Here is a 23,035-nt window from a genome sequence, read left to right on the forward strand (position 1 = left end):
TTTTAACCTCCTCTTTAATCTTTTCTATAAAATTCACTTTCAAATCCATCTGCATCAAGAATAAGTCCAGGTGCCCAGCTAGGAAGTAAGGACATGATTTCATTTATTTCTTCGATACTAGATGAATCACTTTCTATTACAACCTCGTCATGGATATGCATGACGATATTAAATCCTCTATCTTCTAATCTTTTTATAGCTTCAGCTAAGATATCTCGAGCTATAGCTTGGACGATGTTTTCTACAAACTTTCCTCCATAGGATTCAATCTTGTCCCATTTATTTCCTACTACGATTCCTTCATAGACTATTGACTCTCCACCAAATCGATTCATCCCGATTTTTGCCTTTGGATAAGCAAGTCTTCTTTTTGAAGGAAGTTCTATAAAGAGAATTCCTTTTTCGTAGCTGATAACTAAATTTCTATATTTCTCTCTAGTCCTGGTCTTAACGACTCTTTTTACAACAGAGTCAATATCCCACCAAAGCCTTACAATGTTGGGATTAGCTTCTCGCCACGAATCAACAATACCTTGAAGTTCATCTTCATTTAACCCCATTTCTATAGCGCCCATAGCTTTAAGCGCTCCTACAGATCCTTGGTAACCGCAGGCAAGCGTGGCTACCTTACCTTTTTGCCTTAACTCCCAATTAATGCCATGCTTTACAACAGGCACGCCAAACATCTGACTTGCTGTAGAGCAGTAGATATCCTCTCCATTTTTAAAGGCATCAAGCACCCAGACCTCTCCTGCAATCCATGCAAGGACACGAGCTTCAATAGCTGAGAAGTCTGAAACTATAAATCGACATTCCTTTTTTGGTATAAAGGCTGTTCTAATCAGTTGAGATAAGACATCAGGTGGTGAGTCATAGAGCATTTCTAAACTTTCATATTCTTTGTCTCTTACAAGACTTCTTGCAAGTTCTAAGTCCTTTAGGTTATTACGCCTTAAATTTTGCACCTGGATAAGACGTCCCGAATACCTTCCAGTTCTATTTGCTCCATAAAATTGGATCAGACCCCTTACTCGATTATCTTTTCCTTTTACATTTTTCATAGCATCATATTTTCTAACTGAAGACTTAGATAATTCCTGTCTAAGTTCCAATACTTCTTTAATATCTCCTTCAGCATTTTTTAGAGCAGACTCTACATCTTTCTTAGCTAAGGAATCTATCTCTAAGCCTTTTTTATTAAGCCATTCTTTTAGCTGTAAGGGAGAGTTTGGATTTTCAAGACCAGTAAGTTTACCCGCTCTTCCCATATTTTCTTTTCTGAGAATTTCATCAAACTTAATCGCTGAATCGACTAGAGTCTTATCAATTAAAATTCCTCTATCGTTTATATTTTGGTCTGTCCAGTAGTTCTCCCATTCTGATTGAGGCATAGGAAAGTCTGATAGCTTCTGTTTTATAGCCATTTCAGTTTCCACATCTCTCTTGTTGTATTCTTTAAAGATAAACCACTTTTCTTTATCGTGCTTTGATAGATTTCTTGTCCTCATTCCATTGAACTTAGTAGGCTTACAAGGCATAGAAAAATACCTGACGAGAGACTTACCTTCCGCCATTTTCTGTTTCTCTAGTTTCAAGACCTCTCCGACCTTTTCAAGAGATAAGGGAAGCCCTAAATATGCTGACCAAATCATGGTGCAATACCAGCCTTGAGGCTTTAATCTTTCTCCAAGATATCTAGTCAAACACACCCTTTCAAAGTTGGCATTAAAGGCCCACTTTTCAACTTTCTCATCACGAAGTGCTGATAATATTTCACTAGGAATTTTCTCTCCACTTGCTAAATCAATAACCTCAACCTCTCCATCATCAATAGAATAGGCAAAGAGGAGGATTTCAAAATCCTCACTCTCGGCATATTTGTATACACCACTTTTGCCTAAGTCAACTGAAGAATAGGTCTCAAGATCTATGGACAATCTCTTCATAGCTATCACTAAGCTTTGTTAATTCTGCTAAATTATTTTTTCTATCTTCTTTTATTTGTTTTTCTATTTTTCTAATGTCTCTATCTAGTTCTTTTAGCTGAGCTTGTAAAAATCCAAGCTTATACCATAAAAAGGACCAAATAGCTAAAACTATCGCTGTAATTAAATAGTCCATTTCTATCTCCTATGCTAAGAAATCTTCATCATCATCGTCCATGGCATCGAAGTCATCTGCTGCATTAGACCTATTACCTAGAGGTTGACCATCTCTTAGTTTTTGAATATTTCCAAGGCCAACCGCTACGCCCTTATTGCCATTTACATTGTAGGCATAGAAGTTAAGGGATACCCTTGCATAAACTCCGGAGTAGACTTCACTCCTATCAAGGATTGCTTCTACATTTCTGTCTACGATTTGGGGCGCTGTCATAGAGTTCGCATTTAAGAAGTATGCATCTGCATAAGCCTCGTCATCTTTTTCTGTATCACCATCTCTTAATGGAAGTTTGATAGCTTTCTTATTAGGTTTTTTTCCATTGAATTTAGAAAGTCCTTCATCAATAGCAGCATCTATTGCTTTTTCAATCTTCTCAATGGTCTTTTGGTCGCTCTTTGGAATGATGACAGATACTGAGTATCTTTCTTTACCACCATTGATTGACTTTGGTTCCCAAACATTTGCATAGCTTAATCTAACTTCACCTGTAATTACTTTTGTTCTATTTTGCATAATTAAATCCTCCGAATTCTTCTTTAACATTGTCAATTTTTACTTCTTCTCGTGTGTCTCTAATGCTTACTAGGGTTAACTTTCCTTTTGGTTTTTCTAATAAGTCAGTGATATTTTCATCAAAGACTTTCTTACCTAGTAACTTAGTCATAGCTGTGATGCCAAGTAACTTTTCTTCAAAGGGATTAAATCCCAGTTCTTTTACTTTGTTTATAACTTCATCTTCATCTCGGTATCTTCGATTAGACCTGCCTTCGACAAGTTTTAGGCTCTTCCATCTATGGTCCTTCATTGCTCTTTCTAAAGCATAGGCCTTGATATCTTTGACCCATTGTTCCATTTCGTCTAGTCTTGGTAAAATCTCTTCAATTTCATCATCAGATAGTTCTGGTGGTAGGATAAATTCTTCTTGTGCCAGTTTTAAGTTTTCTTCTGCCCTTTTCCTACATTTGTTCTTTGCTTTACAGAAGATACACCATTCCCCACAAGAAAATTCTCCCTCGCCTTTGTAAGCTTTCTCGGCAATTTCTCGTATGGTTTCTCCCCACTTATAAAGTTCTATCTTTTTAATTTCATAAGTTGATATATTGCATCTTCTTGGTTGATAGATATGAAGAACTACTTTCTCGATATCATAAATTCCATCAAGGAGACTTAATGCACCAAGTCCATATAACATGAGTTGTGTGTTTTCTTTGGCATCTACAAAAATATATCCAGTCTTTAAATCTACTATATGGAGGTCATTACCACCTACAACTACACAGTCAGCTGTACCAAAGGACTCCTTAACATATTCTGAAAGGTCAAGCCTTTCTTCCACAAAGACGGCTGGGCTTTCGTATCTACTTATAACTTCTGCTACGTATGAGGCATATCCATCAGTTAGCTCATCCATTTCTTCATCATAAAAATCCAAATCCTCTGTTGGGTCTTTAGTATCTAAACCTAATAACTTCTTTAGTTTATATTCTGCTAAGGCATGAGCTGAGGTGCCTTCAAGTGCATAGGGACTAACTTCATCTTCATATTTTTGAGAAAGCCTAACGCTTGGTGGACAGTGAATCCAACGTGAACTACTTGATGCAGATAATATTGCATGATCACCCATCAGAGTTTCTCCACATCTGCCACCAAGTCTTTATAATTACTTGGTTCAATCTCAGATAACTTTTTATCCCCATACTTTACTAAGAGTTCTCTTATCTTTGCTGTATGACCTAATCTTGATTTATCGGCTAGTATCTTTCTAACATCTTCAATCTCATAGGTCTTTTCTTCTTGCTTTACCTTTTCTTCTTTAGGTAGTTCCTCATCACTTTCTAGTGCTGTGAGAAGGACACCTATACTAGATGCAAGATTCTCTGCATCTTCTTTGATTCCCATTAGTAGCTTTATTCTTGACATCTTTTTCTCCTTCCTTCACTTCTTTGATATCGACTGATTCAATTTGATCGCCTGGCTTTAATAGGTAGATCTGTGTAAAGTCTCCAAATAGAAACCTGATAATTCTCTTTGGTAAACTCATCTCTGCCGCTTCCATCACTTTCCTTTTCTTGCTATTCGCATTGCTTACATTAATAACAACTCTGTGTTTCAAGTAATGACCTCCCTTCTTTAAAACTTGTAAGGTTCTCTCCCCTACAAGTCACAGGCAAAGAAAAAGGTGAGATTTTTAACCCCACCATAAAATTTATTTATAATTTTTCTTGATAAAGGCCTTGGTCTTATCCAAGTGTTTCTTTACACCAACTGAAGATATACCTAGCATTTTTGCAATTTCCGATTGCTTATATCCTTCTACATACATTAATTGGACTACTCGTCTTTGCTTAGCAGTTAATTCTTTTAATAGTTTCTCCATTTGGTCTGACCATGGGGAAATAAAATCGCTATAGTCATCGCAAGTGGATGCTTCATAGGAAATAGTCTTTTTGTCTGAATCTAATTCACCATTTTGGTCATAATCTAAGGAAAGATTATAGTTCTTAGGGAATACCTCATTTACCATATACTCCACGTCTTTTTTGTTTGGCTTATATCCATGTTCTTTCTCAAAATCCTCAATATACTTTTCTCTCCATCTTTTAATTTCTTCTTTTTCCTCTTCTGTTCTACCTGATCTCATATTTTTGAAATTATTGTAGACCTCACTATCATCTATAGAGTGGAGCATCTTAATATCCACTTCTGTGACCCCATTTTCTCCTGCTGTGATGACTTCTTTTTTCCCAGTAGCAGATTGATAAATGTAGGTTCTTCTCTGATCTTGTCGTGTTTTTCTGATTCGCATTTTTCGTTTCCTCCTTGAATTGGCTAATTCTCAGGGGAAACAAAATTGACCACCGTATTTTTCTGCACTAAAAAATGCACATTAGAAATAAACGTAGAGATCAAAAAGCTCATAAGTCTAATAGACTTCTTTAGCTATTTTTGTAATCCCCTACGTCCTAATGCGCATCTCGGACTTGAGAATGTTTTTTTCGTTTTTAACAGATTTTTTATTCGTCTTTCTAAATAATGCCTTTAGTAAAACGAAATAAGCTGTGATATAATTTAATTAGTCACTAACCTTATATCTGTTTCTATCTTATAAAATTAGATATTTTTACATGGTCGGAATTGGTCCAGAAAAGTCCGTGGTCTAATCGGACCACAGAAAGGAGGAAAATTATGAGCAAAACGCCTTTTTCTAAATTCATAAAATGCATTAGACCACTTAAAGAAAATAAAGAAAGTATTGAATATTTTACGCAAAGCGTATTTGAAATTTATACACCATATACCGAAGAGGACCTCTCTGATGTAGAAAGAAGTTCCTCTACTATTAAAAAATATGCTTATGGTTCAGCTAATATTTCAAAGGATGTTGCTATAGAACTTTTAAAATACAAGGATGAACAAGCACTGGCAGCTTTTATTGATGACACCGATGATTCAATCACCTCAGCTATGTATGAATTGTTTCAGTCTGAGTTTTCAATTGATGGTCTTAATTTTTTTAACTTAGGCAGTAAAGCAGCAGAGCTTCTTACGAAGATACTTACCGATATAGCTACAAATGGAAATAAAAAAAGTCCTCAACCTATAAATGTTGAAGACTTTATCAGTAAAGTAAAAGTAGAAAATGGAATGTTGGTTTTCGGAGATGCCAAAATACCTATGCCAATTTCAGATGTACCATCAGAAGATATTCCTGAAGATGAAATGAAATTAAAATATATTTATGCTTTAATTGATGCCTATAATGATGCTGGAAAAACTGATATTGACATTTCAAACAGAGCTACCTTCAAAAAGAAATATAGAGAAAACTTCCAAGAGCAAAGAGTTAATTTTTATGAGGCTGAGAGTTTGAAAAATTTTTCAAGAGATACTATTTTCTCAGATTCTGATGAATTTCAAAAACTTCTAGATGAAACCTATGATGGTGTTGTCAATACAAGTAGAAAAAACTATCCTGATGGATATGATAGACTACTATCTGTTTTAGAGCAGGCATCTAAAGTTGAACTCAATGGCTCAAAGCTATATCACTTACCAGAGTTGGTAACCATAAAAAGAAAATGTGGGTTTTGCCATATGTTAGTAAATGATAGTCGATTAGTCTGGGTTGAGGAGGATGAAGATGAGTAATCTATTTAATTCTATCTACGAAATCTCCCTTAGAATCCTTATACAACTTTTTGTTCTTGATGGAAAAGAGAAAACCGCAGACTACATTTCCTCTTTAGATTATTTAAGCTTATACTCTAAAACCTTTAAGATTGAAGATTCCGACTTACATGGAGAAAACCCATATCGATTGGGGGAACTTGCTACTCGTTTAAAATCCGGAAGACAGGCTCTAAAAGCACTAGTATCCAAAGGTTTCGCTTCAGTGTCAGGAACGAATCAAGGTTTTGTCTTTAAAATTACTGATAGAGGTAAAGATGTTATAGAAGAACTAAAGCTTGACTATGCAATGAACTATATGAACATTGCAATTGATGTACAGGATTATTTCAGTGAGTACTCAGATACTGAAGTTTTGAATTATATTAATGGAATTTCACGTAAAAGGAGGATATAAGTGATAGCTAAATCTTTTTATATAAAATCGATTCAAAGCATTAGCAATCAAGGTGAGATATCTAAAGTTGACTTTGTTAATGGATTCAATCTTATCCACGGCCCCTCCAACACGGGTAAGACTTTAATCTTAAAATGTGTTGATTATCTTTTTGGTGCAAGTAAAGTTGATGGTTTAGATAATCAAGATTATCTAATTATAGACCTTGTTTGTGAAAGTGGTACTATTCAAATTAAAAGGTATTTAGAAGAAAATAAGAACAAGGTGTATCTTAGAAGCTCTATTCCAGATATAGAGAGCGGAGAATACCCTCTAGTTTCTAAAACAAAAATGACTCTCTCCGATATATTTCTTACTCTCCTTGGAATAGATCAACTTCCAATTAAAGTAATTAAAAATGAAAACTTTGCAACACAAAATCTTACTTGGCGAACTTTCTTACACATCTTCTTTCTCAAAGAATCTGAAATTTTACGAGAAGGTTCTATTTTAGATCCAAAGACAAATACTTCTTTAACCGCTTTTCGTTCCTCTCTTTTATTTCTTATAAATGGTGAAAATCAAGCCCCTTTAGAAAAAGAAGAATCTCCTGATAGCATAAAGTTAAAAAATCAAGCAGTTAGAGCCTATGTAAATAATAAACTTAAAAAGATTTCTGAAGAAGAGTCCAAAATATCTGAAACTCTAAAAAGCATAAGCAAAGAAGAGGCTGAGAATCATTTAAATGATGCTTTACATCAAGTTAACTATAATAATGATGCACTATCTAAAATTACAAAAGAAAATAAAATGCTAACCGAGGAAAATACTTCTCTTTTTGTTGAAAGAGAAGAAAACAGTATAAGTATTCGAAACTTCGAAAAGTTAATTGATCAATACAAGATTGATTTAAATAGACTATCTTTTATAGTTGAGGGAAATAGACCAATGCATTCTTACGAAGAAGACACCTCATGCCCTTTTTGCAATTCCAAGATGACTGAAGAAGACAATTTAGTAAATTTAGAAAGTGTAGCTATCGAGCTAAAAAACATACAGATTAAATTAAAGGACTTAACTGAAACCCTAGAACTTCTTAAAGAAGAGGACATAGCTTTAGAGAATAAGATTAAATCTAATCAAACTATTATTAATCAAAACAGTCATCGTATTAATAAAATACTAGCTCCTGCAATAAAAGAATTAGAAAACACCATAAGAGAACATAATATGTATTTTAATTTACAAACAGAAAAAGCGACTTTAAGAAAAATGGCGTCTGAGTGGAATGAAGATCTTAGTGACTATGATGATGATAAAATTGAAGATAATAAATATAAACCATTAGATAGATTTCCTCTAAATTTCTTCCGTAATCTGAGTACTATCCTTGAAACCAATCTTAAAAAATGTTCTTTTCCTAATTTAAGCACTGCAAGATTTGATAGAAACACTTTCGATGTTTCTTTAAATGGTGAACCTAAATCTAGTCAAGGTAAGGGGTATCGTGCCTACTTAAATTCAGTAGTAAGTTTATCTATGCTAGAATATTTAGATTTATACGCCACGTACCCTATTCCAATATTCATGGTTGATACTCCGCTACTAGGCCTAGATGAAGCAATCGCAGATCAACAAACTACTAAAGAGCGTCTTGATAATATGAGGTATGCTTTCTATAAGTTCCTAATAGAAACTGGAAATCACAGACAGATTATATTGATAGATAATAATAAGAATTTACCAAAAATGGACTGGAATGAATATAGCCTTCATACGGTGGAATTTACCAAAAATGAAGACTTTGGTCGCTATGGATTTCTTAAAGGCGTGACAGACTAGGAGGATTGAATTTTGAAGCTAGAATTGAACTATAACAAATTATGGAAAATCTTAATTGATAAAAACATGCGCAAAACAGATTTGATTAGGCAGGCTAGTATTAGTTCTTCTACCTTAAATAAATTGAGTAAAGGCGGAAATGTAAATACAAGCTCTTTATTAAAAATCTGTGAAGCTATTGATGTTAAGTTAGAAGATATTATTGAAACTAAACATGTGGAATAAAGATTCAAATAAAAGGAGGACCGCATGGCCAATATAAAAACGAATCTTAGAGAACTATCTGTCGCCGTAACAGTTGGGCTACTTAAAAATAATATAGATTTTAATCTTACAGATCTATATAATACTTGCTTTTTTTATTAATGCTTTACAGAATAATTTGCAACTATATTAACTAGCTAATCAAGTTCTCTGCACTAACCATAATATCTCTTATGAATTGTTGAATAAGCATAAATGATAATTAAAACAATTTTATACATAACTTGTTTTAATAAATGATTGGAAACAAATAAATTATATCCATTCTGTCTACTCCACCCTAAATATCCATAGTGTCTACACACCCTGCAATAATCTAAACTTGAAATGTTCCCACAAGGTATTTTTCAAATAGAAAAATGGCTTTTAAGATTTCTTCTAAAATCCTAAAAGCCATTAATTTCAACAGTTTTATAGCTTGTTATTCTATTTTCTTGACATCAATACTACAGTCTCCACATGGCTTGAGTGGTCAGTATGGATAAAATTTGATATTTTTAAAAAGCCTCGTATGTGGGAATATGTTTAATCAATATTAATCTTATGATCTATTATATCATTCTTGAACTAAGAAAAAACAGCCCACAAAAGAGCTGTTTAATTTATTATTTTCTTGTTTTAGTCGCATTACTTATATTGGATGACCTACAAACATTGCTATAGGCAGTAATAAGATTAACATAATATTCAATACTATAAATAATCTGTCCTTTTCCTTTACCCCAAATATTAAACCTATTAGTCCAATAATTGGGCAGACAAGCATTGATGTGAGTCCAGTTGGTCTTAAACTTGTATAGCTTTCAAAGATGTCTATTGGCAGTAGGTAGGAAATCACAAATATTACGAGTCCAAGTATAAATAATTTTTTACTGATATTTTTCTTCATACTATTCTCTTTCTTTGAAATTATATTGTTCGAATTAAATCTATGGTCGGTCTGTCTAAAATTCTCTTTAAAGAAAAATGATAGATGATTAGATTAATACCATAGACGACTAGTGAAATCCTAAGAAACTTTTGTAGTCATAATATTTTATTAAAGTACTCATCCTTAAATTAGGGGCTACTAATGATATTATAAGCATTGCAGCTAAGCTCACCATAATAGAAATTGTAACCGACTTTTCAAATTCATTTGTTTATCATTGAATTTAATAAACATATTCATCTCCTTACTTATCTCATTTTTTGATTTACTAGCTTCTTATTTTCTCTAATTATAATAAAAATATATAGAACTATGAAAACTAATACAAGACAAATACTTATTAAAAGCGAGTAAATATAATTATCTAATCCAATAAAAAGCTTAATCCTATTTTTAAATCGAATATAGATAGATATTAGTATAGATACTATTATAAAAATAGAAACAACAAGTGGTATCAGTGAGAATGAGCGTGTGATTTTGTTATTTATACTTAAAATCCTATTCTTATCTAAACCAAGAATTTCTAACATTTTATAGTTTTCTAGTGAGTTTTTGGTGTTTATCAGGGACTGTATTAATAGAATTGTCATTACAATGATTGTAAATATAAATCCAATATATGTTCCCAATACTAAAGTCAATAGTGACATAAATTTAGTGTCCACTTTTTCTATTTCATCAAGCCTAATAACTTGTAAAAATCCTTCTGAATTTTCTTTCTCTAACTCCTCTTTATATTTATCTTCCAAATTTGTAAACTGTTTATTAACAGTATTTTCTATTTCATTTTCTAATTCTTTTGCACTTTTATAATCTAACCCTCCATCAGTATTGCCAACAAAGTTAATTTTTGCAAGATCTAAATTTTCTGTTATTTTGTCTGGAAAAATCAATAAATCCTGGTTTATGCCACCATAAATATAAGTTCCTAGATTGTCGTTGTAAACATGATCAAGTCCTTCACCTTTACCTACTAGTTCTACCGTATCCAATGTTAATTTTCTATTTTTTGCTAAATCATTTTTATACTGATCTATGTCTACAGTATTTGTTAGCTGGTAAGCAAATTCATTATCGCTAAGTTCAATCTTATCTAAATTTTGCATTTTCCTTAGTTCATTGTATTGACTTAAAGAAATAGCTAAACGAGATTCATCATATCTATTATTCTTCTTACTATAAGGCTTAAAATCTTCTTTTCTTGGATAAAAATATTTAAGTTCTACGCTTCCTTCTAAATTTGTCCCCTTCTCTTCTACTAAATCTTCAATAAAAGAATAATCATTCCCTATAACATCTTTTTGACTGTCCAGGACATAAAAATCAGTGAGAACATATATATCATTTTTCATCCTATTATGATAATTCTCTTCCCCAATCGTAGACATGATTCTAGGCAATGAAAAAGCCAAAATAGAAATGACCAAAAATATAACTATAGTTACTAATAACCTAACATTTTCAAATATATTCATTTGAATATTAGATGAAACAAAAAGCTTATCTTTTTGATATATGCTTCCATTTTTACGTTTCTTATCGAAAAAATAAATAATTGTATAGAAAAAGGAATACATAAGTAGTATTGACGCTATTAAAAGACTAGTTTGAACTTTATTGCTTTCGTAATTTGGTATTAGACCTGTAAAGTCTCTATCTAAATTAAAATAAGTGTATATATTATATGATATATATACTAAGCAGATAATGAAGATGAGGCTTGATATTATTAACTTAGTTTTTGATACAGTCTTTTTATTAATATTTTTCCCATCATTTATTAAATCTATTGGTTTCTTTTTAATTATCTTAAAAGCATTAAAAAGATTTGTTATAAGAAATATCAAAGCAAAATAAATAATAGTTCTAAGAATGGTACTAGCATAAAATACTAAATTTATGGAATATTTTTCTAAAATTGCATTTGCTATAAAAGCATTTATAAATTGAGAAGTGATTTGACCTACACAAATTCCAATTAAGACACCTATACAATAAATAGGTAGCATCTCCATAGCAAGTATTTTAGCCAAGGTAGATCTTTTTGCTCCCATAATATTTAATACTGATATACTTTTTACTCTAATTTTATAAATATTTCCATTTACGAAATTTAATATCAAAAATATCCCTGTTGATGCTATGTATATTAACCACCTTATTATTGTTTCAAAATATGAAAAATCATATAAATCATTTGACATTATCACACTTTTAGAATCAGCTATAGAAAGAAATGAAAAAAATAAAGTCGCACAAACAATAATTGATATGAAATAAGTCTTATATTTATCTACTTTATCTTTTAGACTTAAATTAGATATTCTTATTCTCATCTTATCCCTCTATTTCTCCATCTTTTATTGTAATAATTCTATCTCCATACTCGGCTACATTTTTATCATGAGTAACTAGAAGCACTGTAGTATTAAATTTTTTATTTATGTCTTTTATAAGATTCATCAAATTTTCAGCAGAGTTAGAATCTAAAGCCCCCGTTGGCTCATCGGCCAGTATAATCTTAGGACTACCTATAAGTGCTCTTGCACAAGCAACTCTTTGTTTTTCTCCACCAGATATTTCATAAGAGTTTTTATCTTTTAAGTATTCTATATTTAATTTTTTTAAGATATTGTCTATTTTTTGATTTATAGTATTAGGCTTTTCGTTTTTTAATAATAGTGGAACTGCAATATTTTCTTTAACATTCATAGATTCAATTAATTTAAAATCTTGGAAAATAAAACCTAAATATTCTCTTCTAAAGTCATTTGCCTTTTTTAAACTAAGTTTCTCTATATTGTTTCCATCAATTACTATTTGACCTTTATCCGGTTTTTCTATTGTAGCTATAATATTTAAAAGCGTAGACTTCCCTGATCCAGATTTTCCCATTATAGAAACGAATTCACCTTCATTGATATTTAAATCTATATCTTTAAGAACTTCATTTTTTATTAAACCTTTACCATAACTCTTATAAAGATTTTTTATTTTTATTATTTTTTCCACACTAATTACCTCCTCGTATAACTCTCTGTACTTAGGATTGTATTTTATTAAATTATCATATTTACATATGGAACTTATCTCACCATAGCTTATAAAGATAATGCTGTCACTATTTTTTATAGTTGATATTCTATGTGCAACTATAAACTTTATACCTTCAAATTGTTCTAAATTTTTATATATTGTAGATTCTTTTTCCGCATCCAGGTTACTAGTAGCTTCATCCAATAAAAGAATCTTAGGTTCTTATAATAAGGCTCTTGCAAGTAATAATCTTTGTTTCTGTCTCCTTAAAAATCCGTTCCATCATCAGAAATAGTTGTATCAAACTTCATTGGTAAATTAACAATATCATCAATTTTATTACATTTTTTCCAAACCTCTATATTTTTTGTTGTCAACCAATATCAAAATATAGCCTAGAATCCTAATTTAATTATATACCTATGACATGACCAGCAAACATTGCTATAGGAAGTAATAAGATTAAAAAAATATTTAAAGCCATAAACAACTTATCCTTTTCCTTTATCCCCAATATTAAACCTATTAGTCCAATAATTGGGCAAACAAACATTGATGTGAGTCCAGTTGGTCTTAAACTTGTATAGCTTTTAAAGATATCTATTGGCAGTAGGTAGGAAATCACAAATATTACGAGTCCAAATAGAAATATCTTCTTGCTTAAATTTTCTTTCATAAAACCTCCTATATTATTCTAAACTTCTTATTCTATCTACAAGACTATTTTGACTGTGCTTTTCATAGAATCTACCTGTAAATAATATCCCAATAATTATATTTACAAAGTTTACAAGGATAAGAGGCATGATTATAAATTTATAGGAAGTCCACTGAGTCTGTTCCATAAAATCCATCAAGATAAATTTATCTACAAGAAGCATAATGATGAAAGAAAATACTAAGCCGCATAAAGAATAAATCAAATTCTTTTTCACCAAATATTTTTTAATATTTTTCTTTGTCATTCCAATTGCTTCAAGGATTGATAAGTTCACCATATTTCTCAAAATTTCAGTAGCAATAACATTTATAAAATTCAGTACAGATATTAAGAATAATACTATAGATAAACTATAACCCACAAATTCTATAAGATTTTTGAAATCTTTAAAAGACTTTATTTGAAGATCTCTTGAGTCATAGGAAAATCCTGGTTCATTTTCAAAAGATTTTAATAACTTATCAAAATTTTCCTTTTCACTATCTTCTACATCAAATCCATAGGACATTATACTATTATCGCCTGTGAGTTCTTTGTACAAATTAGGATTTAAATAAAAATATTCTAAATCTAACTCAGGGCTAGACTCATCAAATTGATTTTCCTGGATAATAGGATAATATCTCAATCCATCGGAAAAATTATAATTAATATTTCCCATAATTTGGACTTCTTTAATGCTATTTTTTACTTTGATCTTTATTTTATCGCCAGCTTTAAATGAAGATTTCTTATCGCTATCTTCACCTACAATGACATAATTTCCAGTTTGCCATTTATCTTTATCAAAATCTCCATCTATAAATTTTTGTTTGTTTATTAAATAGTCATCTATTCCCAATAATATTGGAGCAACTTTATTGTCTTCTATTTTTATATCCGGATATGTGTACTCATAACCGTATGAATATAAGGCACCTCCACTTTTAAATCCTTTATGGTTTTCTATTTCACCGATATACTTTTCATTAATACCGTCTTCACTTCCTGAGTACATATACCTAAAATATTTTGGGCTTGCTATATTATAGTCCGTTGCAATTACATCAGAAATCCCCTTTTCTAGATCAATATTGCCGGTATAAGTTAAAACGCTATTTAAAATAACTGCAGATAAGCTAATAGAAAGAACTATCGATATAAATCTAAATTTATTGGAAAAAACTTGTCTTCTAGACAGCTTTCCCAGAGAAATATCTTCGCTTTTATATTTCTTTTTTATCGTGGTTTCATTGTATCTGCTGGCATCTATTGGAGAAACTTTTGCTGCATACCTTGCAGGTCTCATCACCGATAGAAATACTGTAAGCAAAGTAAAGGTTGTCGAAAATAAGATAATTAAGACCATTACCGTTAGTGATAATTTTACATTCGTTAACATCTCATTACTTGCAAATATTTTGTTTAAAATGATTTTTCCGATAGAAATTCCAATTATATCTCCAATTATTATTGAAGGAAGTGCGACTGCTAAAGACTCAAGATGAATAAGTTTTTTGATTTGTGGCTTTGTCATTCCAATTGTTTTTAAAAGTCCTAGAAGTTTAATATCTTCATTTACGGATATCTTAAAAATATTATTTATTATTAAGTATCCCGCTACAATTACTAAAATCAAAAAAGCTAAGAAAGGTAAAAATGTTTTAAAATCAAAACTACTATCACCAGAAAAAATATATGCAAAGTTAACACCAATTCTTATTTCTTTGTCGGATAGATTTCCAGGGTCATCTACCACTTTATAACCATTTCTCTCTGCAATTTTTATAAGCTTATCCCTTATCATAAAGGAATTCTTTAGCATTACTTCCACGTCATTATTATTTCCCGGAAGGGATAATTGATCTACATAAGCTTTTGATAGATAGATTTGTCCTACACCAACGTTGGAGTCAATAGGATTTTGAAAAGTCCCCGATATAATAAATTTCTCACTTTTCTTTTCTATAATCTCTCCTGTGTAAGGTTTTTCAATACTGTATGGAATTTCTATCTCTTCACCAATTTCTCCTTTATAACCTAACTTTTTAGCAGTTGCTATATCTATAAATACTTGATTCTCTTTTTCCGGAAACTTTCCCTTAACTTTTTCTATTAGAGACCATTCAAATCCTTTTTTGTCCATATAGGATAGTTCTGCCATAACTTTTTCATCATCAAGAATGCCAACTTTCTCTCTAACTGAAAAATCCTTTATATCCTTATCATGGGTTAATATTTCTACATCTTCATCACAAATATCTTTGAAAGAACCATGGCTGATTGTTCCAACAGTTTTCATCGTTTGGGTTTCCATGCTTTTTCCTAAACCTAAGGCAACTGAAAATAGACTTGTAAATAGTATAGAAGTCAAAGCAATTGCTAATAAGAGAATATTTCTCCTACTTTTATTTGCATTTAAAATATTTTTTGCAAGGTGCCTTATATAAGCTTTATTTTTGACTTTCATTTTTTCCCACCAGCTTTCCATCTTCTATCCTTAGAGTTTTTTCTGCAGCTTGAGCGACGGCATCATCGTGAGTAATCATAAGAATAGTATTTCCAAGCTCTTTATTAATCTTTTTTAGTAAGTAAACAACTTGGGAAGAAGATTTTGAATCTAAATTTCCTGTAGGTTCGTCAGCTAGAATTAAAGATGGTTTGGTAACCAAGGCTCTTGCTATGGCAACCCTTTGTTGCTGTCCACCAGATAATTCGTTTGGCATTTTATTTTTTTGATCACTTATCTCAAGTATATCTATTACAAAATCAACATATTTTTTATCTACCGCATCCCCATCTAGACCAAAGGGAATAATTATATTCTCATACACATTTAACATTGGCAAAAGGTTATATGCTTGAAAGACAAAACCAATATTTCTTCTCCTAAAAATAGTTCTCTCATCATCTTTTAAAGCATAAATGTCTGTACCATCAATCAATACTTTTCCGCTTGTAGGATAATCAAGTCCACCTAGTAAATGTAATAGGGTTGATTTCCCAGATCCACTTGCTCCAATTATAGAAATAAATTCTCCCTTGTTTACTTCGAAAGATACTCCATCAAGAGCTCTTACTTCCACGTCATTTGTTTTATAATATCTTTTTAAATTTTCTACTTTTAACATATATGTCACCTCTTTACATTTAATATAACATTCATATCTTACAAAGTACTTACAAGACTTCTTACAGTTTTGTAAGAAAAAAGACTTCTCACAAGGGGAAGTCTACTGAAAATTTTATTCTATTTTCGTCTAAAGACGCTCTTATATTTCCACCATGCTTTTCTATAATTTCTCTGGCTATAAATAGACCTAAACCCAAACCGTCCTTGGAAACTGAATTTTTTCCTCTATAAAATCTTTCAAATATCTTTGGCAAAGTTTCTTCTGATAAGTCTTTGCACTCATTTTCTATGTCTAGATTATAGTTTAGGTAAGATTTATAAATTGAAATATTAATAGCAGACCCATTTGGCGAGTATTTTATAGCATTATCTACAAGATTGTGGATAGCTTCTTTAAGCCATCTTTCGTCCAAATTGAAAATTAAGTCTTCGGCTTTTAAATCTATGATTATACATTTTTCATCCAATATTACTTTAAATTCTCTCAAAACATCTTCTACTATATCTTTTAAATTTGCTTGATGTTTTTGTAAGGAAATAATATCGGATTCTAGCCTAGAAGATTTTACTAGGTTTTGAATTAAAAATTCTAGTTTATTAAGTTCATACTTTATAATTTCAAGATACTCATCTTTCGGCTCATCTTCTAAAAGACTAATGTATAAAGAAAGATTGGTAATGGGTGTCTTAGTTTGGTGTGATATATCTGCTATTAAATCTTTTGTTTTACTTTTTTCTGTATTTATTTTCGCTTCTTTTACTTGGCTGGCATATAAGAATTTAATGAGTTTTGATTTTATTTTAGATAATTCCTTTTCATCAAATTCTGTAGTTTCTAAATTTCCATCCAAAGCCTTATCAATGTAGTCTGAAAGTTCACCCAGTTCATTTCTCAAGACAATGTATTTATATAAAATAATTCCAATTATAAGAGCTAAAAAACCTATTAAAACTGCCATTTATAACCAACTCCAAATACCGTTTCTATTGGGTCATAAGGTTTTAATTTATTTCTTATCCTAGAAATATTGACGCTCAGTGTATTTTGATCAATAAATTCATCATCTATTCCCCAAACAAAATCAAATAGTAATTCCTTAGTAATAACCTGAGACTTGTTTTTTATCAGGTAGTACAAAATTTTTGTCTCTGTTCTTGTGAGATCTATATTTTTATTATCTACATAGAAATTACTTTCATTGAAATTAAAGTCTAAACCCTCTTTCTTGTAAAGATTTAAATCACTAGACACTATTTTTTCAAAGGCTCTTTTTATCTTTGCTTCTAGGATTCCTAAAGAAAAAGGCTTGGTTAAATAGTCGTCTGCCCCTAAATTTATAGCTGAAATGATATATGCTTCAAGATCTATGGCAGATAAAACTATAATGGGAATTGATGAAGTTTCTCTGATATATTTTATTATTTCAAGACCATCTCCATCTGGTAAGTTCATATCGAGTAAAATCAAATCCGCATCATCAATAAAATTTTTAGCTTCACTAATTGTGCTTACAGAGAAAACCTCATATTCTTTATCTAGAGCTATAGAAAGTCCTTTATTTAAATTTTTATCATCTTCAATGATAAGTATCTTTTTCAACGAAATATTCTCCCTTCCTTACAGCTTAAAATGTATTTCCTCGTTTTATTCTTTCTTCTATATATCTATCAGCAGTATTTGTTATTATTCTTCTCTTGACTATTCTACTTATCTTAAAAGCTTTGAATGATAATTATTTGATTTTCTCAAGAAGAGCTATTGATTCTGAATGGACGCTATGGCAGAACATATCTACCGGCACCACTTCCGTCACGCTATAACCTTTCAACAGAGCGATGTCTCTGGCTTGCGTGGCGGGATTGCAAGAGATGTAGACAATCCGTTCAGCTTGAAGCTCGTTGAGTTTTGCCACCACCGACGCCTTCAGTCCCCCTCGTGGCGGATCTACCATCACTTTATTCACACCTTGGTCACGGTCTATCAAGGCATCTATAGTATCTTCCACAGCTCCTGAAATAAAGTGAAGGTTGTCATACCCAGCAGCGGCAGCATTCTCTCGTGCGTCATCGACCGCTGCACTGACTATTTCCACACCGGTGACGGACTTGGCGTTGTGCATCAAAAGCGACAATGTACCTATGCCGCTGTAGAGATCCAAAATGGCATCCTCCTGCTGCACATCCATCAACGCCACGGCGGTTTTGTAAAGATTCTCGGTACTCTTTCGATTCACTTGAAAAAATGACGCCGGCGACAGATAAAAAGTATGTCCTCCCAGCTGTTCTTCCAGACGATCCACGCCGTAGAGCTTGACGAAGTCCTTACCGTAACGAAATTTTGAATTCTTTCTCACATTGCTGTACAGAGAGACCATGGCGGTATCCAAGAGCGAACTTAACACGTTGTTGAGCTTGGTGATATGGTTTGGTGTAATCAGCACCACCATTACCTCGCCTTTGTAGTTAGCACGAAGAATGACTTCCTCCACGCTGTTAAGGCCGTTCCACCGAGCCAGAATGGGAATGACGGTATTGATGGCCGGTTCGGCAATGGCGCAGTGTCTAATAGGCACAACATCCTTGGTACCTTTGCCGTAATAACCTAAAATGCCGTCTCGAACTTTCAGTTGAATATGATTGCGATAAAAGTACGGCTCTTTAATTCCCAGTGTGTCCCGCACCGACAGCACCTCGCCGCCAATGTGATAGAGTGCTCGCTGTACTTTATCCCGCTTAAATTCCAACTGCCGCCGATAGAGGAGATTTTGCATATCACAACCGCCGCATTGATAAAAGTACGGACATTTGGCATGCACGCGATGAATCGACGGCGTGATGATCTCATCGGCCACAACCACATCAAAGTTCTTCTTTGACTCACGGAGATGTCCCCGCACCGTATCGCCTAAAACGACAGGCCCTTCGATAAAAACAGATTTCCCGTCCACACGTCCGAACCCTCGTCCTCTGTGATCATAATCGGTAATTTTAATGTCCATGGTGCTTCAACTCAATTTTATTGGGATAGAGATTGATTTTCTTTGCTTTATACAAAGCACCTTCTGCCCGTTTAAAGGCCGATTTGGAAAGACCGGTGATGTCTTTGATGAGGTCCGGATCACTCTTATCTCCCAGCGGTAACACGCCGCCGTTGTCCTCAATGAGTTCAAGAAGAAGATCCGCATCGGCGTGCATTTGCTTATAGGCTTTTTCTCTAAGGGTCAAAGTAATGCGCCCGTCTTTGACTATACGACTGATGCGCGCCTCCACTTCTTCCCCGATGGTGAGAATCCCCTTGACTTCTTCCTTGAGCACCAGACCGTCATACTTATTGTAGATGGCAACGTGAGCGCCGCGACCGTCAATTTGATAGACAGTTCCCTTTACCATGTCATTTACGGCGAAGTGACCGTTGTTTTTTAGCAGCTTTTCTTTGATGTCCATGGAGACGCAAAGCCGATCGGAACGATCAATATAAAGGGTCATCAAATAGGCCTGACCCACTTCAATGCGTCCCACCCGCTCTTGATAAGGCAGAAAAATATCCTTGTCGAGGCCGATGTTGACAAAGTATCCGGCACCAGTTTTATCCACCACGGTGAGTTTTTGAACTTCGCCGATTTCCAAAAAAGGTCGTTCCAAGGTGGCGACTCGGCGATCTTTGCCGCAATCGTAGACAAAGGCGCTCACATTGTCGCCGACAGGTAGGTTGCGCTCTTCTCGCAATTCAATGGTCTCGTTGCCGTCGGAGAGCACTACGGGTTTGGTTTTTACCACGGTAAGTTGATGTCGTCCTAATTTCATAGATTGGATTCTCGCTTTCTGTGTATATAGTCTGCAATAACGGGATAAATGGCAAGGGGTTTTAAGGCGTCTACAGCCAAGGTGTAAAAGCTGTCATGGACAGCGAGCTCCGCCATCACTCTAATAGCGCCTTGCACCGGCTCTAAATTATACAGTTTGGTCAAGTAGATACCGAAACGGACGCCTTCTACCGTGTTGCCATCTCGCATGAGAAGAATGGAGAGGCCGCGGAGTTTCGACTCGTCAAACGTCTCGAGACCCAACACCCTGTCGATAAACAACGGCCACACCGTATCGGCGCGATGACATTTAAAATACGCTTCAAAGTCGGTGACGGCCTGCTGATTTCGGCAATAATAGGCGTGCAGCGCGCTCATAAGCACATCGGTGTCCTTGGCGTCGTCATTCGATTCAAAAGCTTTTAAATCGGCTTTCGGATTTTCCAGAATGCTATCAAAGACGCTCATAGTTCCAATCCTTTCAACAAATCGCCCAGACTGTTTCCAATGTCACTGTTTTGATTGCTTAAATATTTTTTTACTTCCTGTTTCTTTGGTTGCTTTCGCTTTTGTTCAAATTTCTTTTCCATGGCTGCTTTGGATATACGATAACCACAAGTGTCACAGACGTACATTTGGGACTTCATATCCAATTTCAGCCGTTTGTGACACTCAGGACACTTGGACTTGGTCATGACACTTAGCGTCTGTGTACCGTTACACTCAGGATCCTGACACTTCAACACGTCTCGGTCTTTATTGTGAATATGAACCATGAGTTTGCCGCATACCGGACATCGGGTAGAGGTTAGGTTCTCATGGCGATACACTTTGTTGGACTTAAAAATGGCTTCGGTATTGTCTTTCGTACTGTCGATAATCTGTGCATCAAAGATCTTAGCGTCCAGTTCCCCACGTTCAATGGCAGTGAGTTCCTGTTCCCACTTGGCCGTGAGCTTTGGACTTTTCAAACTCTCAGGCACCAGTTCCAACAGCTGACGCCCCTTGCCGGTGGTGCGGATAGCTCCGTGTTGCGCCTCAATAACGCCGGACTTAAAGAGCTTATCAATAATATCCGCCCGGGTAGCTACCGTGCCGATGCCTCCCGTCTCTTTTAACACCGCTTTATCCGTATCACTCAGACCGCCGATTTTAAACGGCGACTCCATCGCAAGAAGTAGCGTCCCCTCGGTAAAGTAAGCCGGCGGCTTGGATGTGTGTTCATGAACAGTAACGGTATAGTCCAAGGTTCCAGCTTTTACCATCTCGCTACTTACCGCTTTAAAGGTTCGTCCGCCCAGTGTCGCCGTAATATCATACTGCAACTCCACAACCGGCGGCTTGAGCTGTGATAAAAATCGTGTGATTACCATATCCGCAATTTTGTATTCATCATCGGATAACTCATCTAAATGCAGCGCCTTTTCCGTCGGAATAATGGCGTGATGGTCGGAGACTTTACTGTCGTCCACAAATCGCCCTGTCCCATGAATACCTGCTCGTTGAATGGCAAGAATAGCCTGACGGTACTGAGGCTCGTTAATCGCCTTGAGCCTCTCGCCAAGGGTCGGCACGATATCCTCAGTCAAGTACTGAGAATCGGTGCGAGGATAGGTTAAGATTTTATGCTGTTCATAGAGAGCTTGCATAATGCCAAGTGTCTTTTTTGCTGAAAACCCAAAGGCATTGTAGGCTTCGGATTGAAGATGAGTCAGATCATAGAGAGGTTTCGGATAGTGGATCTTTTCTTTTGCCACCTGATCTTGGATGACCAGCGGCCCCTTCAAGGCCTCTTTGGCCTTTTGCGCATCGTGTGCTGTGGCAAAAACCCGAGCGGGTACTTCCTTAAAGTTCAGTTGACTCGCCACAGTGAGGGAATAGCTCGTTTGAGGTTGAAAGTTGGCAACGGCAAGTTCTCGTTCCCGGACTAAATTCAACGTCGGCGTCTGCACACGTCCGGCATTGAGCCCGGCGCCGTAGTGGACCGTGAGGGCACGACTGGCATTGATCCCCACAATCCAATCGGCAACCGATCGGCTCATCCCTGCACGGTAAAGGCCCTCTGTTGACGTACCGTCGCGTAAATGGGCAAACCCTTCACGAATCGCTTTGTCAGTCACTGAAGAAATCCAAAGTCGTTTCAACGGTTTCCTCACTCCTGCCATCTTCAAAATCAGCCGTGCCACCAATTCGCCTTCTCTGCCTGCATCGGTTGCAATGACGACCTCGGTCACGTCCTCCCGCTTCAGTTGGGACTTGACAATATTAAACTGGCTCTTCGCTGTCGGAATCACTTGAAGCTTCATGGTCTGAGGAATGATAGGCAAATCCTCCTTGCGCCACTTCTTAAAGCGCTCGTCGTAGCGCTCCGGCGGTGCGAGCTCCACCAAATGACCCAGCGCCCACGTCACAATCATCGTGCTGTTTTCCAAGTAGCCCTTCTTTTCCTTTGTCACGCCGAGCACACGGGCAATATCCCGAGCTACCGAGGGTTTTTCTGCAAGTATTAACGTCTTCATACAACCTCCTTGTTGTATTGTACCATAGGTAAGGCCTCGACTTTTAAATTGGTGCATTATATGCTAAATTATTTCCA

At 34.6% G+C, this 23,035-nt stretch carries 23 protein-coding genes and 1 pseudogene; 4 read left to right on the forward strand and 20 right to left on the reverse strand.

The features are described from left to right. Window positions 1-14: 14 nt before the first annotated feature. The 7 genes from O6R05_RS05405 to O6R05_RS05435 all read right to left on the reverse strand — a co-directional run bounded on the left by O6R05_RS05405 (window position 15) and on the right by O6R05_RS05435 (window position 4,969). The gene (locus O6R05_RS05405) at window positions 15-1,946 is read right to left on the reverse strand and encodes a DNA polymerase (protein ID WP_271190974.1); all 1,932 of its coding nucleotides are present in this window, start codon (window positions 1,944-1,946) and stop codon (window positions 15-17) included. After that, the gene (locus O6R05_RS05410) at window positions 1,921-2,121 is read right to left on the reverse strand and encodes a hypothetical protein (protein WP_002834902.1); all 201 of its coding nucleotides are present in this window, start codon (window positions 2,119-2,121) and stop codon (window positions 1,921-1,923) included. Before O6R05_RS05410 ends, O6R05_RS05405 begins: the two co-directional genes overlap by 26 nt. 9 nt (window positions 2,122-2,130) lie before the next feature. Then, entirely contained in the window at window positions 2,131-2,676 is a 546-nt protein-coding gene (locus O6R05_RS05415; protein WP_271190975.1) for a DUF2815 family protein, read from the reverse strand. Beyond that, window positions 2,666-3,787 (reverse strand): DUF2800 domain-containing protein, encoded by a 1,122-nt coding sequence (locus O6R05_RS05420; RefSeq protein ID WP_271190976.1) that lies wholly within the window; start codon window positions 3,785-3,787, stop codon window positions 2,666-2,668. The genes O6R05_RS05415 and O6R05_RS05420 overlap by 11 nt, the downstream gene beginning before the upstream one ends. Further along, complete coding sequence (locus O6R05_RS05425; RefSeq protein WP_271190977.1) at window positions 3,787-4,083, reverse strand: hypothetical protein; 297 nt, start codon at window positions 4,081-4,083, stop codon at window positions 3,787-3,789. The genes O6R05_RS05420 and O6R05_RS05425 overlap by 1 nt, the downstream gene beginning before the upstream one ends. Continuing rightward, window positions 4,025-4,276 carry a hypothetical protein gene (locus O6R05_RS05430; RefSeq protein ID WP_271190978.1) on the reverse strand — a complete coding sequence of 84 codons (252 nt, stop codon included), beginning with the start codon at window positions 4,274-4,276 and terminating at the stop codon, window positions 4,025-4,027. Before O6R05_RS05430 ends, O6R05_RS05425 begins: the two co-directional genes overlap by 59 nt. A gap of 93 nt (window positions 4,277-4,369) precedes the next feature. After that, window positions 4,370-4,969: a sigma-70 family RNA polymerase sigma factor gene (locus O6R05_RS05435; protein WP_271190979.1), complete on the reverse strand. Its 600-nt coding sequence runs from the start codon at window positions 4,967-4,969 to the stop codon at window positions 4,370-4,372. A 380-nt stretch (window positions 4,970-5,349) separates the two neighbouring features. Between O6R05_RS05435 and O6R05_RS05440 the strand changes: the two genes are divergently transcribed. From O6R05_RS05440 to O6R05_RS05455, 4 genes are read left to right on the forward strand one after another with little or no spacing between them, the layout of a single operon-like run. After that, window positions 5,350-6,312, forward strand: a complete 963-nt coding sequence (locus O6R05_RS05440; protein WP_271190980.1) for an ABC-three component system protein — start codon at window positions 5,350-5,352, stop codon at window positions 6,310-6,312. After that, the gene (locus tag O6R05_RS05445) at window positions 6,305-6,748 is read left to right on the forward strand and encodes an ABC-three component system middle component 2 (RefSeq protein WP_271190981.1); all 444 of its coding nucleotides are present in this window, start codon (window positions 6,305-6,307) and stop codon (window positions 6,746-6,748) included. Before O6R05_RS05440 ends, O6R05_RS05445 begins: the two co-directional genes overlap by 8 nt. Next, window positions 6,749-8,569 (forward strand): AAA family ATPase, encoded by a 1,821-nt coding sequence (locus tag O6R05_RS05450; protein WP_271190982.1) that lies wholly within the window; start codon window positions 6,749-6,751, stop codon window positions 8,567-8,569. A gap of 12 nt (window positions 8,570-8,581) precedes the next feature. Continuing rightward, window positions 8,582-8,794: a helix-turn-helix domain-containing protein gene (locus O6R05_RS05455; RefSeq protein ID WP_271190983.1), complete on the forward strand. Its 213-nt coding sequence runs from the start codon at window positions 8,582-8,584 to the stop codon at window positions 8,792-8,794. 670 nt (window positions 8,795-9,464) lie between these two features. Here the strand turns inward: O6R05_RS05455 and O6R05_RS05460 are convergent. The 13 genes and pseudogenes from O6R05_RS05460 to O6R05_RS05515 form a co-directional block, all read right to left on the reverse strand. Further along, window positions 9,465-9,722, reverse strand: a complete 258-nt coding sequence (locus O6R05_RS05460) for a hypothetical protein (RefSeq protein WP_271190984.1) — start codon at window positions 9,720-9,722, stop codon at window positions 9,465-9,467. A 20-nt stretch (window positions 9,723-9,742) separates the two neighbouring features. Beyond that, window positions 9,743-9,960: pseudogene (locus O6R05_RS08275) on the reverse strand (hypothetical protein); the annotation flags it as partial. Window positions 9,961-10,012: 52 nt separating this feature from the next. Further along, window positions 10,013-12,103 (reverse strand): FtsX-like permease family protein, encoded by a 2,091-nt coding sequence (locus tag O6R05_RS05465; protein WP_271190985.1) that lies wholly within the window; start codon window positions 12,101-12,103, stop codon window positions 10,013-10,015. A 1-nt stretch (window position 12,104) separates the two neighbouring features. Continuing rightward, window positions 12,105-13,007, reverse strand: coding sequence for an ABC transporter ATP-binding protein (locus tag O6R05_RS05470; RefSeq protein WP_271190986.1), 903 nt, complete (start codon window positions 13,005-13,007; stop codon window positions 12,105-12,107). A gap of 208 nt (window positions 13,008-13,215) precedes the next feature. Beyond that, window positions 13,216-13,479 carry a hypothetical protein gene (locus tag O6R05_RS05475; protein WP_271190987.1) on the reverse strand — a complete coding sequence of 88 codons (264 nt, stop codon included), beginning with the start codon at window positions 13,477-13,479 and terminating at the stop codon, window positions 13,216-13,218. A gap of 13 nt (window positions 13,480-13,492) precedes the next feature. Next, window positions 13,493-15,994, reverse strand: a complete 2,502-nt coding sequence (locus O6R05_RS05480; RefSeq protein ID WP_271190988.1) for an ABC transporter permease — start codon at window positions 15,992-15,994, stop codon at window positions 13,493-13,495. After that, window positions 15,957-16,634, reverse strand: a complete 678-nt coding sequence (locus O6R05_RS05485) for an ABC transporter ATP-binding protein (RefSeq protein WP_271190990.1) — start codon at window positions 16,632-16,634, stop codon at window positions 15,957-15,959. Before O6R05_RS05485 ends, O6R05_RS05480 begins: the two co-directional genes overlap by 38 nt. A gap of 88 nt (window positions 16,635-16,722) precedes the next feature. Next, window positions 16,723-17,595, reverse strand: a complete 873-nt coding sequence (locus O6R05_RS05490) for a sensor histidine kinase (protein ID WP_271190991.1) — start codon at window positions 17,593-17,595, stop codon at window positions 16,723-16,725. Then, window positions 17,583-18,236: a response regulator transcription factor gene (locus O6R05_RS05495; RefSeq protein ID WP_271190992.1), complete on the reverse strand. Its 654-nt coding sequence runs from the start codon at window positions 18,234-18,236 to the stop codon at window positions 17,583-17,585. Before O6R05_RS05495 ends, O6R05_RS05490 begins: the two co-directional genes overlap by 13 nt. Window positions 18,237-18,369: 133 nt before the next feature. Beyond that, window positions 18,370-19,635: a 23S rRNA (uracil(1939)-C(5))-methyltransferase RlmD gene (rlmD, locus tag O6R05_RS05500; protein ID WP_271190993.1), complete on the reverse strand. Its 1,266-nt coding sequence runs from the start codon at window positions 19,633-19,635 to the stop codon at window positions 18,370-18,372. Continuing rightward, window positions 19,625-20,440 (reverse strand): CvfB family protein, encoded by an 816-nt coding sequence (locus O6R05_RS05505; RefSeq protein WP_271190994.1) that lies wholly within the window; start codon window positions 20,438-20,440, stop codon window positions 19,625-19,627. Before O6R05_RS05505 ends, rlmD begins: the two co-directional genes overlap by 11 nt. Next, window positions 20,437-20,907, reverse strand: coding sequence for a hypothetical protein (locus O6R05_RS05510; protein WP_271190995.1), 471 nt, complete (start codon window positions 20,905-20,907; stop codon window positions 20,437-20,439). The genes O6R05_RS05505 and O6R05_RS05510 overlap by 4 nt, the downstream gene beginning before the upstream one ends. Next, a complete protein-coding gene (locus O6R05_RS05515) occupies window positions 20,904-22,958 on the reverse strand; it encodes a DNA topoisomerase (protein ID WP_271190996.1) in 2,055 nt (684 codons plus the stop codon). Before O6R05_RS05515 ends, O6R05_RS05510 begins: the two co-directional genes overlap by 4 nt. Between the last annotated feature and the right edge of the window lie 77 nt (window positions 22,959-23,035).

The organism is Peptoniphilus equinus (genome assembly GCF_027921445.1).
Taxonomy (GTDB): Bacteria; Bacillota; Clostridia; order Tissierellales; family Peptoniphilaceae; genus Peptoniphilus; species Peptoniphilus equinus.